Raw genomic sequence first — 15,303 nt, 5'->3', positions numbered from 1 at the left:
AGTAAACAAACCAATTATTACTTTAAATAATTGTCAAATACTTAACATTTCTTATTTTTGATAATACCTAAAAAATATGAGTCTAGCATTTATGAGCAAACAAATACTGTTTCAACTCATAAACACTAAACTCATCAACTTTTAACTCATAAGCTCTATTAAAACTGCACTTTCTTAATCCATTCCAAATCATACTTCATAGATTCCTTTGGAGTATGCCCTTGATAGGATTCTTGTTCTATAATATATTCAGTCGTTCCACCGATTTTAGCAGCTAACTTTAATACTTCGGCTACATTCATTACGCCTTTGCCAAGCATCGAGCTTTCCCAAGGTTCTTTTTCGCCTTTTACTTCATCTTTTACGTGTAGGAGTTCAAAACGTCCTGGATATTGTTTTAATAATTCCATCGGACGAGCACCTCCGCCATACATATTACCAATATCTAATTGTTGACAAACCAATTTAGGGTCGGTATACTGCATAATGATATCGTACACTTTTACACTTGTTAAACGAAGACTAAATTCAAAGTCATGATTATGATACCCGAACTTCACACCCGATTTCTGACAAAGCTCGCCTGCTTTATTAAATACCTCCATAAAGCGTTTACAATCTTCAAAGTTTCGGCGGAGGCTAATATCTAGCCAAGGACTAATTAAATATTTTTGTCCCAAAATAGCCGCATCCTCTACCGTTTGTTTCCAAGAATCTGTAAAATCTTGCTTTGAAGCATCCCAATCTTCCCCTTTCATCACTACGTGACCACTTCGCATAGATAAATCTAATTCATCAAGAATTTTACGAAATTCCTTTGCTTCAAATCCATAAAATTTATGGTCAACATAATTGGCGTGTTCTACATTTTTATACCCCATTTCCTTTACCGCTTCCAGCGTAGCAAGAGGGTCTTTCTTCATGTCATCACGAAGTGAATACAATTGTAGGCCAATATTCTTTTTAGAAGGTTTACTAGCCCAAAGCGTATCTGGCACTAATAAAGCTGTTCCAGCCAAAGCAGCAGTTGTTTGGAGAAATTTGCGTCGAGAGTGTGATTGGTTCATTGCTGATTTTTTTTCAACAATATATCTGAATTTGTAATGAGTGCTATCTTTGTTTATAAGGTGCTGTGTGGCTATTGTTCTTTCTCAACAGCCACCAATCCCAACTTAGCACCTTCTTCCAACACAAATGGAATACCCGATGCTAATGTATTTTCAATTTGTCCTTCTAAAATGGCTTCACGAACGGCTATTTTGATAATGCCTACTTCTTTAGAGGGCTTAATCCCAAACAATTCCATGATGATTTCCCCTGTTACTACGGGTTGAAACTGACGAAGTTTGTCGCTTTCTTCTACTTCTTTTAGCTTCTGTTCAACGATATCGAAATTGCGGAGGTATTTTTTTACTTTCTCACCATTTTTAGAAGTAATATCTGCTCTGCACAATATCATCAAGCCTTCTAAATCTTCACCTGCTTCGTATAGTAACCGTCTGAGGGCAGAATCAGTAATAGCTTCTTTTGAAAGAGCAATCGGGCGTAAATGCAAACGCACTAATTTTTTTACATAGCGCATTTTCTCATTCAACGGTAAACGCATTTCGGTGAAAATACCTTTCACCCATTTTGCACCCATCTCTTCATGCCCGTGGAAAGTCCACCCTCTTTTTTTATCAAAACGCTTGGTAGCAGGTTTGGCAATATCATGTAGAATGGCTGCCCAACGAATCCATAAATCATCCGTTTTAGTAGAGGCATTGTCTAACACTTGAAGTGTATGATAAAAATTATCTTTATGTCCTTTGCCTTCTTCGGTTTCTACCCCTTTTAGTTTGACAAACTCAGGGAAAATTTTCTCTAATAATCCGCAAGAATCTAAGAGTAAAAAGCCGTAAGATGGTTTTTTAGCCAAAATGATTTTATTCAATTCATCCGTAATACGCTCTTTCGAGATAATATCTATTCTATCTTTTTCTTTGATAAGGGCATCAAAAGTATCAGGATGAATATCGAAATTAAGTTGCGTAGCAAAACGAATAGCACGCATCATTCTGAGCGGGTCATCTGAAAAAGTAATGCTAGGCTCTAAAGGCGTTTTGATGATTTTCCTGCGAATGTCTGCCAAGCCATCAAAAGGGTCGATTAATTCTCCGAAATTGTTTTCGTTTAAAGAAATCGCCATCGCATTAATCGTGAAATCTCTGCGATTTTGGTCGTCCTCAAGTGTGCCATCTTCCACGATGGGCTTGCGTGAATCTCGTTGATAGGATTCCCTTCTGGCTCCTACAAATTCTACTTCCCAATCGTCTAATTTAATCATGGCTGTGCCAAAATTCTTAAAAACAGAAAGATAGGTGTCTTCTCTGCCAGAGTTTTTGGCAACCAATTCAGCTAATTCAATGCCCGAGCCTACACAAACAATATCGATGTCTTTGGAAGGTCGGTTTAATATCAAATCACGCACAAATCCACCTACTACATAAGCTGGTACATTTAAGGTTTTTGCGGCATCTGCCACAATTTTAAAAATTGGATTTGTATGTAAAGTTCCTGCGAAATTCATATTGTTAAGTAATTGAGCGATTTAATGAATGAGTGATTTAGTGATTACTACATTTAAACCGCAGCGGCTGACCGCTCACAAATTACCCTTTGTATTATGTTGTTTGATTTTACTTGCTTTGGGCTATAGGCTTTAAGCTGTATGCAATAAGCATAAAACTATCTTTTTTCAATTAAATAAATATTTTGCCTAATGCCTATAGCTTATAACATCCCTATTGACTAATCACTATGTAATTTATTTTCTGATGAATTTAAAGTCACCACCAATCCCTAATTTCACAATTTGTGAAGGCTGTACATTTTTATTTTCTCCTTTAGGATTCTTCAAAATGAAATCTACATTTTCAATAATTTTTGGAGAAATATCTTCAAATTTTTGTGGTGAAGACTCTCCTGAAATATTGGCAGAAGTAGAAACGATGGCTCTTTCAAACTTGTAAACCAGTCCTTTGCAAAATTCATCTTTGACCAATCTGATGGCAATAGAACCATCCTCGCCTAAAAGATTAGGCGCAATATTTTTACCTTGAGGGTAAATTACGGTAAGGGGTTTCTCTGCAAACTCAACCAGATTCCAAGCAATTTCAGGCACTTCTAACACATATTCAGAGAGCTGTTCTATTTTGGAAATCAAGATGATAAAAGCTTTATTATCAGGTCGTTGTTTTAGTTGATACAGTTTTTCAACGGCTTTTTCGTTGCGGGCATCGCATCCTAAACCCCAAATGGTATCAGATGGATAAAGAAGCGTGTCTCCTTTTCGTAAATGTTGAAGGGCGTCGTGATACATTTTAAATATTTTTTGCAAAGGTAAGAAAAAAGCTTCGCTCTGCCTTCACAAGCCTGATGAATGTAACTTTGAACTTGTTTTTTTACTGACCTTTTTCGTCTTTTTGAGAGGAATAACTAAGTTTGCGAATGTAAAAAACTTCTCGTTGAGCTTCTTCAAAGCGAGTCTCTATTCTTCTTGTACCCCAAACCAAAAAATTCTGATTATACCATGCAGCAACACTAGCATCTTCGTCGGGTTTAGAAGTACTATCACTCTTGATTTCAAAAATTTCCATTTCGCTTATTGTCTGATTGCCCTTTATTTGCTGTAAATGCACTTCGCCTTTTTTGAAATATGCCATCAGCCAGCGGTCTTGTAAAGTAGATACCTGTACTTGTTCTACCAATTCGCCACTTTCTATATTATCCATTACCAAGGCGTTATCCCATAGCAGATTGCCCTCTTTATCAAACTCACAAATGACAGCATGGGTAAAACGGTAATCATCTTTGTTTTCACCATTCTTGAACCTACTTCTTAACGCTGTATTAAAAGCATTATAATTCTTGGGTAAGGTATAATATATTTCTGCGACTAATACTGCCCCTTTGTCTGTTTCTAATAAATTATGAACCAGTAGTTTATAGCTAAAATTAGGGTCTTTTCCCTCTTTCTTTTTTTGCTCTATTTTTTCTTTCAATTTCTCTTGTCGCTTAGGAGACATAAAGCTGAAAAAGTTTTTAAAATCGGCAAATTTGATAATATTAGTATTCTTCTCAATGCCTTCTTCTAAGCGTGTGAGGTATAACCCTTTTGAAAATTCATTACAATTATTGGAAAAATTCCCTACTAAAAGCGATTCTTTTTCATTCAAAGACAGCATTTTTCCACTGATAAAACTTAGGCTATTGCCTTCTTTATCTGGTACGTGGATGGTACGTAAAGATTTTCCTTCATACGAATATGTTTGAATAACTAATCCACATTTTCCTTTGCGTCTTTCTTTTACGATAACATTCAGTTCGGTTCTTTTTTCGTCTATTTCCAAGGCACTAATTTCTAGGCGGTCGTCATACAACCCATGTAAAACTTTAGATTTTTGGTTGAAAAAAGTGAATGAAGCAACAACAGGTTTGTCAAAATAATTACCTCCTACAAATGCTGTATTGCTCAATACCTTGAAAAAAGAAACATCAATAATACTTGGAAGTTCGCCTTTGAATTCATCAATTTCTCCTCTGACAATATCCAAACGGACAATATTTATTTTAGGTGACTCAGGAACAGTAAAAAGCCAAAATAGATATTCTTTGTTCTGGAAACTCATCTGTAGTTCATACTCATGCGAGATACTAAGATTGGTATTCCACTCTAAATGGAGGTCGGTATTATATTTCTGGAATGTCCATTGCATACCGTCACGATTGAACATACCATATTTTTCAATGGTAAATAACAGACCGTCTTTTCCAAGCGGCAAAACCGAAACAGATTCCTCTGATTTATTGTTTTTAGGAATTTCGATGGCCGCAACTTGTTTTAACTGCGCCCATAAAATGTTTTGGGAAAGCAATAACAAAGGCAAAACTATTGCCAATGAAATGTTTTTATGGACTGAACAAAAACGGGGCTTTGTTCTAAAACTCAACAGTAACGAAAGTTTAGTTAGTAGATATTCCATAGCTTAAATACATTTAGAATAACAAGTTACAAAATCCGATGTTTACTCAAGATAAAATTGGCTAACTTTGTAGAAAATTATATGAATGAAATTTAATTTTATTTATTTCACTTCAAAAAAGGAAAGAGATGAAAGGAATTAATTATTTGACGAATGATAAAGGTTTAAAAACAGCAGTGGTTATTGACCTTAAAATTCATAAAGAAGAAGTAGAAGATTTTTTAGATGCCTTAGAAGCTAAATCTCGTAAAAATGAAGCTAAAGAAGAAGCTTCATTGGTTTTTGAACGAATTTTAAATCAGAAAATCAAAAATGGAGAAGTATAAAGTTTTAATTTCTAAAACGGCTGAAAAAGAAATATATAAACTCCCTGTTAAGGAAATTCTAAAAATTAAAGATGCAATTATGGATTTAGCAGATAATCCAAGGCCTTTTGGCGTTAAAAAATTGGAAGGATTCAATGATTTGTATAGAATTAGGAAAGGGAATTACAGAATTATTTATGGAATAGAAGATAATATTTTAACCATTGAAGTACTAAAGGTAGGAAATAGAAAAGAAGTTTATAAGAAATAAATTTACTTGTCTCTGTAGCAAATTTTAAGATTTGATTTTACAGACAGTTAGCATAAAAAACCATTTTAATGAATTTAGAAAAAATATTACAAGACCACATCGTAGCGGCATTAAAGGCTGAATTTGACGTAGAAGAAACCAATATCGCCCTTCAACCTACTCGTAAAGATTTTGAAGGCTCTTTTACCTTTGTGGTATTTCCTTATGTAAAAGCTTTGCGTAAATCGCCTGTAGAACTTGGAAATGCTATCGGGAATTATTTAGTAGCTAACTCGGGTGTTGTGAAAGGTTTCAATGTTGTTCAAGGGTTCTTGAATCTTTCCATTGCTGATACAGCTTGGCTTACAATGTTTGGAGGAATTTTTAAAGATAAAAAATTCGGACAATTAGCGGATAAAAACGAAGTGGTAATGGTAGAATACTCTTCGCCAAATACTAATAAACCTTTACATTTAGGACACCTTCGTAATAATTTCCTAGGGTTTTCGGTTTCACAAATTTTATTAGCCAATGGCTATGAGGTAGTAAAAGCTAATTTGGTTAACGACCGTGGTATTCATATTTGTAAGTCGATGTTGGCTTATCAAAAATTTGGACAAGGAGAAACGCCTGAATCAACAGGAATAAAAGGCGACCACTTGGTTGGAAAGTATTACGTTGAATTTGATAAGCATTATAAAGTAGAAATTGAGGCATTGAAAGAAAAAGGCTTATCGGAAGAGGATGCTAAAAAACAAGCACCACTTTTGGTAGAAGCCCAAGAAATGCTATTGAAATGGGAAGAAGGCGACGCTGAAACACTAGCCCTTTGGAACAAAATGAACGATTGGGTATTTGATGGTTTTAATAAAACTTACCAGAAAATGGGCGTAAGTTTTGATAAAATTTATCGTGAATCAAATACTTATTTGTTAGGTAAAAAATCAGTTGAAGAAGGATTAAAATCAGGCGTATTCTTCCAGAAAGAAGATTCATCGGTTTGGATTGATTTAACAGACGAAGGACTTGACCAAAAATTGGTTTTGCGTAAAGATGGTACTTCGGTATATATTACCCAAGATATAGGCACGGCAGATTTAAAGTATAATGACTTTAAAATGTCGAAATCGGTGTATGTAGTGGGTAATGAACAAGATTATCATTTTGAAGTATTGTTTAAGATTCTTAAAAAATTAGGTCGCCCTTATGCCGACGGTACTTATCATTTAAGCTACGGAATGGTGGATTTACCTTCGGGTAAAATGAAGTCTCGTGAAGGAACAGTAGTGGATGCTGACGACTTGATGCAAGAAATGACCGATACAGCTCGCGAACGCACTTTAGAGCTTGGTAAAATCGATGGTTTCTCGAAAGAGGAGGCAGAAGAACTTTATCATACCTTAGCGATGGGAGCTTTAAAATACTTCTTACTAAAAGTAGACCCTAAGAAAAGAATGCTGTTCAACCCTGAAGAATCTATTGATTTCCAAGGAAACACAGGGCCTTTTATTCAATATACGCATGCACGTATTTGTTCAATTCTAAGAAAAGCACACGAACAAGGCATCATTGGTGTAGCGGGTAATTATAAAGCCTTACAGGAATCTGAACAAGAAGTAATATATTTATTAAGCGAGTATCCCAAAAAAGTTGCTGATGCTGGTAGAGAACTTGCACCATCATTAATTGCGCAATATGCTTATGATTTAGCAAAGGCCTATAATCGCTTTTATAACGAAGTAAGTATCTTTAATGAGACAGATTTGGATGCCCAACAATTTAGAATTGCTTTTTCTAGTGTGGTAGGAGAAACCATTAAGAAGGCAATGGCGTTATTAGGAATAAATGTTCCAAGCAGAATGTAGCATTTTCAATTTCATGAAAAAGAAAATTATTTTAACTTTCATCTTAATCTTCATAACAATTATGTTACTCAAACTATTGAAAATTGGCTCTTTGGTAGGTGCGTTAGCCTTACCTTTTACTCAAAATGATGTTGCTAGTCGCCCAGAAAATATGGAAGCTCCTGCTAAACAAAGTCTGTATGATTTCAAAGTGAAATCTTTAGATGGAAAGAATGTTGACTTATCTATGTATAAAGGCAAAAAAGTAATTATTTTAAACACAGCTTCAAAATGTGGATTTACTCCACAATATGCAGACTGGGAGAAATTTTATACTGAAAACAAAGGTAAAGTAGTAGTATTGGGTTTCCCTGCCAACGAATTTGGTGGTCAAGAGCCAGGTTCTGATGAAGAAATCTCTACTTTTTGCAAGAAAAACTACGGTGTTTCTTTCCCAATGTTTTCTAAAGTAGTGGTAAAAGGAGAAGGTAAATGTCCATTGTATCAATGGTTAACGACTAAGTCATTAAACGGTTGGAATGATAAAGAACCATCTTGGAACTTCTGTAAATACGTTATCAACGAAAAAGGAGAACTTACCCATTTCTTTGCTTCAAAAATCAAACCTGATAGTCCAGAGTTTTTAGAAGCTATTAAATTATAATTTAATGTGATTGAAGATTTCGGATTGTCAACACAATCCGAAATCATTATTTTATCTCAATATGAAACACTGGATTTCTGCTGCCAGACCTCGTACTTTACCCCTAGCTCTTTCCAGCATCTTTATGGGAAGTTTCTTAGCTGCGGGCGCTCATGCTTTCTCTTGGACTACCTTTATCTTAGCCGTTCTTACAACCATTTTTTTGCAAGTATTGTCAAACTTTGCAAACGATTATGGCGATACCGTTAGTGGAGTTGACACGGTAGAAAGGACTGTAGCTACCCGTGCCGTACAAACAGGGGCTATTACTCGTGAACAGATGACAAAAGCCATGATTATCATGTCAGTGCTATCCTTCATTACAGGCTCATGGTTAATTTATGAAGGATTAAAAGATACTTCTACACAAGCAATTCTTACTTTTTTTGGCTTAGGAATTTTGGCTATTATTGCCTCTATTACTTATACTGTTGGCAAACGTCCCTATGGATATATGGGGCTTGGTGATATTTCTGTTTTGATTTTCTTTGGTTGGGTAGGCGTATTGGGTACTTATTATTTGTTTGCCCATGAATTCGTTTGGCTAAATGTGTTACCTGCTACTTCTTGCGGATTGTTTGCTGTGGGAGTATTGAACATCAATAATATCCGTGACATAGAATCCGATACCAAAACGGGAAAAAATTCAATACCAGTACGTTTAGGCAAAGCGAAAGCCGTTATCTATCATTGGTTTTTATTAGGCACAGGCTTTTTGTGTGCGGTAATTTATGCAACAGTCATTACTTTAAAAGAACACTCACAGTTTAATCTTAACTTAAGTTATACAAATACTGACCTTCATATGAAGCTGGGTACGGGCGAACAGAATTTCAATCTGCTATGGCTAAATTGGCTTTTTGTAGTAACGATTCCGCTTTTAATCAGAATTTGTAGAGGAGTATCCAAAGGAAAAACGCCTGCACAAATAGACCCTTTCTTAAAAGTTATGGCATTAACTACGCTTTTATTTGTCATTACTTTTGGTATCGGTCAATTGCTTTAATAATCTATTTACCTTTATGTGAATTTATTAGTGCTGTTTTGCAAATTTGAAGGAACAGATAATAAGCTTTAAAAACATCCCGTTAAATTTGTAATATTGTATGCTTAAATCACTATCACAAAATAATACATTCTTACTTATGAAGAAGAGTCTACTTTTTTTATCCTTAGCTTTTTTGCTAAACAGCCACTTTAGTTATTCACAGAGTCAGAGTTTCCAAGAATTGATGGATTTAGGGGTTACTCAAAGTCGCCTTGGCAATCATGCTGCGGCTCAAAGCTATTTTTCACAAGCGATTGCTATTAAGCCTGATGATGCTATTGCCTATTATGACCGCGGAGTAACGAAGGCAAACCTAAAAGACAACAGAGGGGCTATTAACGATTTTGATAAAGCGATTGAATTAAACCCAAAATATGCGGAGGCGTATAGTGGTAGAGGACAAAGCAAAGCGCGTCAAGATGACCATAAAGGAGCACTACAAGATTATAACAGAAGTATCGATTTAAATCCAGTAGATGCTAATGCGTATTTTATCCGTGGTATCAGTAAAGCAAAATTAGAAAACTACAGAGGTGCATTATCTGACTTCAATAAAACACTTGATTTAACGCCTGATAATGCACAAGGACTTGCTTCTCGTGGGACTATTAAACAAAGATTGGAAGACTATAAAGGGAGTTTAGAGGATTTTACCAGAGCCATTGAGATTAGCCCTAAAAGAGCAAATTCTTATTCTGGAAGAGCATATAGTAAAATGAAGATGAGCGACTTTAAAGGAGCCATTGCTGATTATGGAAAAGCATTAGAATTAGTGCCAGAGGATGCTGAATCGTTATACTACAGAGGTTTTAGCAAATGTCAACTAGAAGATTTTCAAGGTGCTTTGGTTGATTTTGACCAAGCGCTTACGCAAGACCCTGAAAGTGCAAGTGCTTATTACGGAAGAGGTTTTGCGAAAAGCAGATTAGGAAATACAAAAAGTGCTATTGAAGACTATAACAAGGCAATTGCCATCGGCAATACTGAAGGAACGAAAGTGGTTCATGTAGGGGCAATCACTAAAACGATTTTAGATGAGCTTCGTAATAATGTTCAAGAGCGTTTGAAAATGTCTGAAATTACGGCACAGCGTTCTGAAGTGTATTATAACAGAGGGTTGGCGAAAGCTCGTTCGGGCGATAGCAGAGCTGCTATTGAGGATTATAACAAGGCTATTGCGTTGAATCCTACTTATTCGGAAGCATATTTCACTCGCGGGATGGTTAAATCACAAATGGGCGACCAAAGAGGTGCTATTCAAGATTGTAACAATGCTATTATTCTAAATCCTAAATATTCTGAGGCTTACTATGTCAGAGGTATCATTCGTCATTCACTAGGTGATACTGATGGCTGTAACGATTTGAGTAAGGCGGGCGAATTAGGTTTTACGGCAGCGTATGCAGCTATTCGTGATTATTGTAACTAGGATTTTTGGAGACTTTAAGACATTAGATTTAAGACTTTAGACTAGAGGACTTTAGGATGTTGGGTTTTAGGATTTGGAGGTTTTAGGACTTTCTACTTTAAACTTTAATTTATAAAGAGATTCAAGATTTGGGCTTTGGAGACAAAGTTTAAGTTTTGAATCTTTTTTTATGCATTAGGTTAAAATGGCTAATAAATTTTTATACAGATGTTGGAAAAATATAGATTATTAATTTCAGTGAGTGGACATAAAAAACATTCAATGCAGAATAGGGTAATAAATGTATAAAAAAATAGTTAGTTTAGAGATAAATTTGAAGTAAATAACACTTAGATTTAGCTTTGTAAATGGTGGAATGTTTTGAATTTCCAATAATGCTACCGATGAATAAATTTGAAGAATCTTTGGATATTACTGAGGCTTTAAGCGCAATTTTAGATAATGCCCCTGTAAGCATTGTCTTAATATCACCCGAGCATAAAGTTTTGGCTTTCAATAAAGCAATAGGAGAACTTCTGATGCTTTATTTTGAAAGACAAATACAGGTTGGAGACGATTATAGGTTGTTTGTACTTGAAAGTATTATGGAATTATACAATGATACTTTTGAGAGAGCTGTAAATGGAGAAACTGTTATTGTACAGCATCAAACAGTATCAAAAAATGCATCTATGTGGTTTGAATACGCAATAAAACCTGTATACAATTCCTTAGGTGGTTTATTAGGTGTAACACTTATTGCCAAAAATATAGATAAGCAGAAAAAAGTAGAATTAGAACTTGAAAATATGGTTGAGACTTTTCAGGCCATTATTGAAAACAATACTGAATCTGTAATACTACTTGGAATCGATTATAAAATAATACAATTTAACAAGCCAGCTAAAGAGAGGATTTTGAGGAACATTGGTCTTGAGATGAAAATTGGCGATGATTTCAGGGAATTTATTTATCAAGACCAGAAAGAAGTATTTTTCAAATCGTTTGAAGAAGCAATGAATGGTAAGAATTATGAGGTTGAGGTTTTAGTAATTGATAATCAAAAAGAGAAATATTGGTTTCAGTCTAGGATGTTTCCTGTTTATAAACGCAATGGTGAATTGATGGGAGTATCGCTTTTTGCCTTGAATATTACAGATAGAAAAAGGGCAGAAGTATCTTTACAAGACAGTGAGGCAAAATTTAGAAGTATTGTTGAAGCAGCACCTACTTCTATGTTGATAGTGGATGAAAATATGAATATTATTCTTTCAAATCCTGAGGTAGAGAAAGTATTTGGCTACACCTTTGATGAGTTGAAAAAACAAAATATTCAGATGTTGATACCTGAAATCTTTGGGAAAGACGGTAACCAGAAAGATTGTTCAAAAATAGCAGACAATAAGTTTACTCCTGCGATTAAGAAAGATGGAAGTGAAATTATTGTAGATACTAGCCTGAACAGTTTTGAATTGGATGATAAAAAACATGTACTCATTATTATTCAAGATGTAACCCAAAGAGTAAATAACGAAAAGCAAATTCTGGATCAATTAAGTCGTTTAAAAGCCATTGCTTGGCAACAGTCGCATGGCGTGAGAAAGCCAGTTGCTAATATTTTAGGAATATGCCATTTGCTTAAAACAGATAAAGATATTACACCACAAGAAAAAGAGCAATACATCGATTTACTTTTTCAGTCAACCGAAGAATTAGACCAAGTGATACATAGGATAGTAAATTATACTTGTGAGAGTAAAATATTTAAACAAGAATAAATGATATTGAAGATGATATATTTTATTCGTACTACTAGTCTGTAACGCTAGCGGTTCTCTCGTAAAGCTCAGTCGGTGCTTTGCCAAATAGTTTTTTAAAGGCAAAAGAGAAATGAGAGAGGTCTTCAAAACCTAATTCAAGGTAAATATCAGAAGGCTTTTTGTTTTTCTTTTCAATCAAAAAGTAGGCTATGTTTGTAACCATCATAACCATCTATTTTTTCTTTGATGAGATATAAAAAGAAATGCTCTGAAATAAATTGTTCAGGAGATATTTCAGGCCCTATATAACAAGTAGTAATTGAATTTACTTTCACGGCTACAATTTTGCTAATTTCTTGATGTCTGCTATTTCTAAGATTGATTTTTCATACCCTTTTGTTACTGTTTTAATCATGGCTTCACCAAGTTCTTGAAGCGTTATAATCTGTTTAGGAACAAACCAACCTAGGATAGTCACGATATATTTATAAATAGCCCTTCCGTTTTTTTGTCCCTCTATTTCTTTCATACCGCCTGGTCGGAAATTGTACACTGCCTTAAAAGGTAGTTGTATCAAGTCGTTTTCGGTTTTGCCTTTTACTCTTGCCCACATTATTTTTCCTTTTTCAGAGCTATCTGTATGACTTCCTGATACAAAATTAAACACCATTTCAGGGTTTTGAGTAAGCAATGCTTTGGCAAAATGCAAAGTAGTGTCGTAGGTAATAACGGTGTATTTTTCTTCGCTCATTCCTACAGAACTGATTCCTGCACAATAAAAACAGGCATCATAACCTTTCAACTCGTCAGTAAAGGCATCTAGTTTTAAAAAATCAGGAACGATTAATTCTGTAAGTTTAGGGTGACTCAATTCATAGTGCTTGCGATTGACGATAAGTACTTTTTCTACGATAGGATTTTGTAGACATTCTAGTAGTACACCTTCACCTACCATGCCTGTGGCACCTGTTATGATAATTTTCATATTATATGATATTAAATTTTATTAGACTTTCTGCTGCTGATAATACTGCTTCTTCATTGCTTCTGGGTTTCCAGTTTAACTAAAGCTGGGAGAGACAATATACTCCTACTAAACCTGTTCCACCCGTTACTAATACTAATTTATTATTGTGTTGATTTGTCATGGCATTTGAAATTTATAAGACAAATTTCTCGCTAAAATCTCATGATTGCTTTGTTGAAAAGTCCAAAATTACTTTGCTGAAAAGTTCAGCAATTGTCTGCTTGCAGTGGTATAAAAATTAAATTGAGTTAAAAGTTCAATAGGCTAGACTGAACAGGTCATGAAAAATTAACGATATAATTATTGTGCTAAACAAAAATGGTATATTCGTAATAAATCTAATTTATGTTCAATATTGTATCTTAATATTATGAAAATTGTTTTGTTCGTTATAATATGTTTTTTTTCCAATGTCGCATTGGCACAAAACCAACCCAATGTAATATTTATTATTTCAGATGACCATACATCTCAGGCTATCAGTGCGTATGGGAGTAAATTAGCAAAAACACCCAATATCGACCGCATTGCGCGCGAAGGTGCAATTCTGTATAATAATGTGGTATCAAATTCAATCTGTGGTCCTAGCAGAGCTACTTTGCTGACAGGTAAGTATAGCCATATTAACGGTTATAAATTCAATGAAAAACAATTTGATATTAGTCAGCATGTTTTTCCAGAAGAACTACAGAAAAATGGTTATCAGACTGCATGGATTGGTAAAATGCACCTTGGCACCCTTCCCCATGGATTCGACTACCTGAATATTTTACCCGGTCATGGCAGTTATTACAATTCAGATTTTGTTAATTCAAAAAATGAAACACATCGCCACGAAGGTTATGTGACGGATGTAATAACCCAACTTTCAAAACAATGGCTTGAGGGAAGAGATAAGAATAAACCATTTTTTATGGTGGTTGGTCACAAAGCTACACATCGCTCGTGGTTGCCTTCTTTGCAAGATTTGGGTGCTTTTGATAACGTAACTTTCCCTGTGCCAAGTACTTTTTATGATACCTACAAAGGGCGTATTGCTGCACAAGACCAAGATATGAGCATCGAGAAAACGATGTTGCTTAAAGAAGATTTAAAAGTCGATGCTGATTATGATAGTAAGGGTGCGTGGTCGTCGTATAATCGTTTTACCCCTGAACAAAAAAGTCAGTTCAAGGCATACTATGATAAAATCGGTGCTGAATTTGCAGCCAAAAAATTGACAGGCAAGGCTTTGACCGAATGGAAATATCAACGCTATATGCGTGACTATCTTTCAACGGGCAAGTCGCTAGACCGTAATATTGGTGAATTGCTCGATTACCTTGATAAAACAGGTTTATCTAAAAATACAGTAGTAATTTATACGTCAGACCAAGGCTTTTATTTAGGCGAACACGGCTGGTTTGATAAGCGTTTTATTTATGAAGAATCGCTTAAAACACCCTTTGTCATACGCTATCCTGGGGTAGTGAAAGCAGGAACGAAAGTAAACCAAGTGGTATCAAATGTAGATTGGGCGCCAACTTTGTTAAATATCATGAAGACGAAGATTCCAGATGAATTTCAAGGGCATTCGTTTTTACCACTTCTGACAGGTAAAACCAGCGGTTGGAAAAGCGAATCATATTACCATTATTATGAATACCCACAACCGCATCATGTGTATCCCCATTTTGGTCTTCGTACCGAACGCTATACTTTGGCTAGATTCTATGGCGAGAAAAACTTCTGGGAATTATATGACATCAAAAATGACCCTAAGAATCTAAAAAACCTGTATAACGATAAGCAATATGCTAAAATAATAGTTGATTTAAAGAAAAAGCTAAAAGAGCAGATTGTCCAATTGAAAGATGATGAGGCACTTAAGATTTTCTCTGAATGAGATAGGATTGTTAAATACTATTTTTTTCTATTAGCCAGTGACTTAAGTC

Annotated in this window: 13 protein-coding genes and 1 pseudogene; 8 read left to right on the top strand and 6 right to left on the bottom strand. The window is 35.0% G+C overall.

Annotated elements, in window-relative coordinates; genetic code table 11:
* Positions 1-158: 158 nt before the first annotated feature.
* From AC07N0_RS12045 to AC07N0_RS12030, 4 genes are all read right to left on the bottom strand, one after another.
* Positions 159-1,067 (bottom strand): sugar phosphate isomerase/epimerase family protein, encoded by a 909-nt coding sequence (locus AC07N0_RS12045; RefSeq protein WP_494589354.1) that lies wholly within the window; start codon positions 1,065-1,067, stop codon positions 159-161.
* A gap of 71 nt (positions 1,068-1,138) precedes the next feature.
* Positions 1,139-2,569, bottom strand: a complete 1,431-nt coding sequence (locus AC07N0_RS12040; RefSeq protein WP_494589353.1) for a CCA tRNA nucleotidyltransferase — start codon at positions 2,567-2,569, stop codon at positions 1,139-1,141.
* A 237-nt stretch (positions 2,570-2,806) separates the two neighbouring features.
* On the bottom strand, positions 2,807-3,361 hold the full coding sequence (locus tag AC07N0_RS12035) for an L-threonylcarbamoyladenylate synthase (protein WP_494589352.1): 555 nt from the start codon (positions 3,359-3,361) through the stop codon (positions 2,807-2,809).
* Positions 3,362-3,443: 82 nt separating this feature from the next.
* Positions 3,444-5,024 carry a hypothetical protein gene (locus AC07N0_RS12030; protein ID WP_494589351.1) on the bottom strand — a complete coding sequence of 527 codons (1,581 nt, stop codon included), beginning with the start codon at positions 5,022-5,024 and terminating at the stop codon, positions 3,444-3,446.
* A 128-nt stretch (positions 5,025-5,152) separates the two neighbouring features.
* Here AC07N0_RS12030 and AC07N0_RS12025 point away from each other — a divergent pair, with 128 nt between their 5' ends.
* The 7 genes from AC07N0_RS12025 (at position 5,153) to AC07N0_RS11995 (ending at position 12,360) form a co-directional block, all read left to right on the top strand.
* Entirely contained in the window at positions 5,153-5,350 is a 198-nt protein-coding gene (locus AC07N0_RS12025; RefSeq protein WP_494589350.1) for a hypothetical protein, read from the top strand.
* Positions 5,337-5,600, top strand: a complete 264-nt coding sequence (locus tag AC07N0_RS12020; RefSeq protein WP_494589349.1) for a type II toxin-antitoxin system RelE family toxin — start codon at positions 5,337-5,339, stop codon at positions 5,598-5,600. Before AC07N0_RS12025 ends, AC07N0_RS12020 begins: the two co-directional genes overlap by 14 nt.
* Positions 5,601-5,668: 68 nt before the next feature.
* Positions 5,669-7,444, top strand: a complete 1,776-nt coding sequence (argS, locus tag AC07N0_RS12015) for an arginine--tRNA ligase (RefSeq protein ID WP_494589348.1) — start codon at positions 5,669-5,671, stop codon at positions 7,442-7,444.
* Between the two features lie 61 nt (positions 7,445-7,505).
* Positions 7,506-8,087, top strand: a complete 582-nt coding sequence (locus AC07N0_RS12010; RefSeq protein WP_309920350.1) for a glutathione peroxidase — start codon at positions 7,506-7,508, stop codon at positions 8,085-8,087.
* 61 nt (positions 8,088-8,148) lie between these two features.
* Complete coding sequence (locus AC07N0_RS12005; protein WP_492799964.1) at positions 8,149-9,132, top strand: 1,4-dihydroxy-2-naphthoate polyprenyltransferase; 984 nt, start codon at positions 8,149-8,151, stop codon at positions 9,130-9,132.
* Positions 9,133-9,271: 139 nt separating this feature from the next.
* Complete coding sequence (locus AC07N0_RS12000) at positions 9,272-10,603, top strand: tetratricopeptide repeat protein (RefSeq protein ID WP_492799963.1); 1,332 nt, start codon at positions 9,272-9,274, stop codon at positions 10,601-10,603.
* Positions 10,604-10,986: 383 nt separating this feature from the next.
* Complete coding sequence (locus tag AC07N0_RS11995) at positions 10,987-12,360, top strand: PAS domain S-box protein (protein ID WP_494589347.1); 1,374 nt, start codon at positions 10,987-10,989, stop codon at positions 12,358-12,360.
* Positions 12,361-12,394: 34 nt separating this feature from the next.
* Here the strand turns inward: AC07N0_RS11995 and AC07N0_RS11990 are convergent.
* Together AC07N0_RS11990 and AC07N0_RS11985 are read right to left on the bottom strand one after the other, a co-directional pair.
* A pseudogene (locus AC07N0_RS11990) lies at positions 12,395-12,550 on the bottom strand (helix-turn-helix domain-containing protein); the annotation flags it as partial.
* Between the two features lie 129 nt (positions 12,551-12,679).
* Positions 12,680-13,327: an NAD-dependent epimerase/dehydratase family protein gene (locus AC07N0_RS11985; protein ID WP_494589346.1), complete on the bottom strand. Its 648-nt coding sequence runs from the start codon at positions 13,325-13,327 to the stop codon at positions 12,680-12,682.
* Positions 13,328-13,739: 412 nt separating this feature from the next.
* Between AC07N0_RS11985 and AC07N0_RS11980 the strand changes: the two genes are divergently transcribed.
* Complete coding sequence (locus tag AC07N0_RS11980; protein WP_494589345.1) at positions 13,740-15,254, top strand: sulfatase family protein; 1,515 nt, start codon at positions 13,740-13,742, stop codon at positions 15,252-15,254.
* Positions 15,255-15,303: the final 49 nt, after the last annotated feature.

It is taken from the genome of Arcicella sp. GW821-FHT09D11 (genome assembly GCF_059416265.1).
The sequence above is the reverse complement of the archived record's forward strand: the minus strand, read 5'-3'. Positions and strand labels throughout refer to the sequence as shown.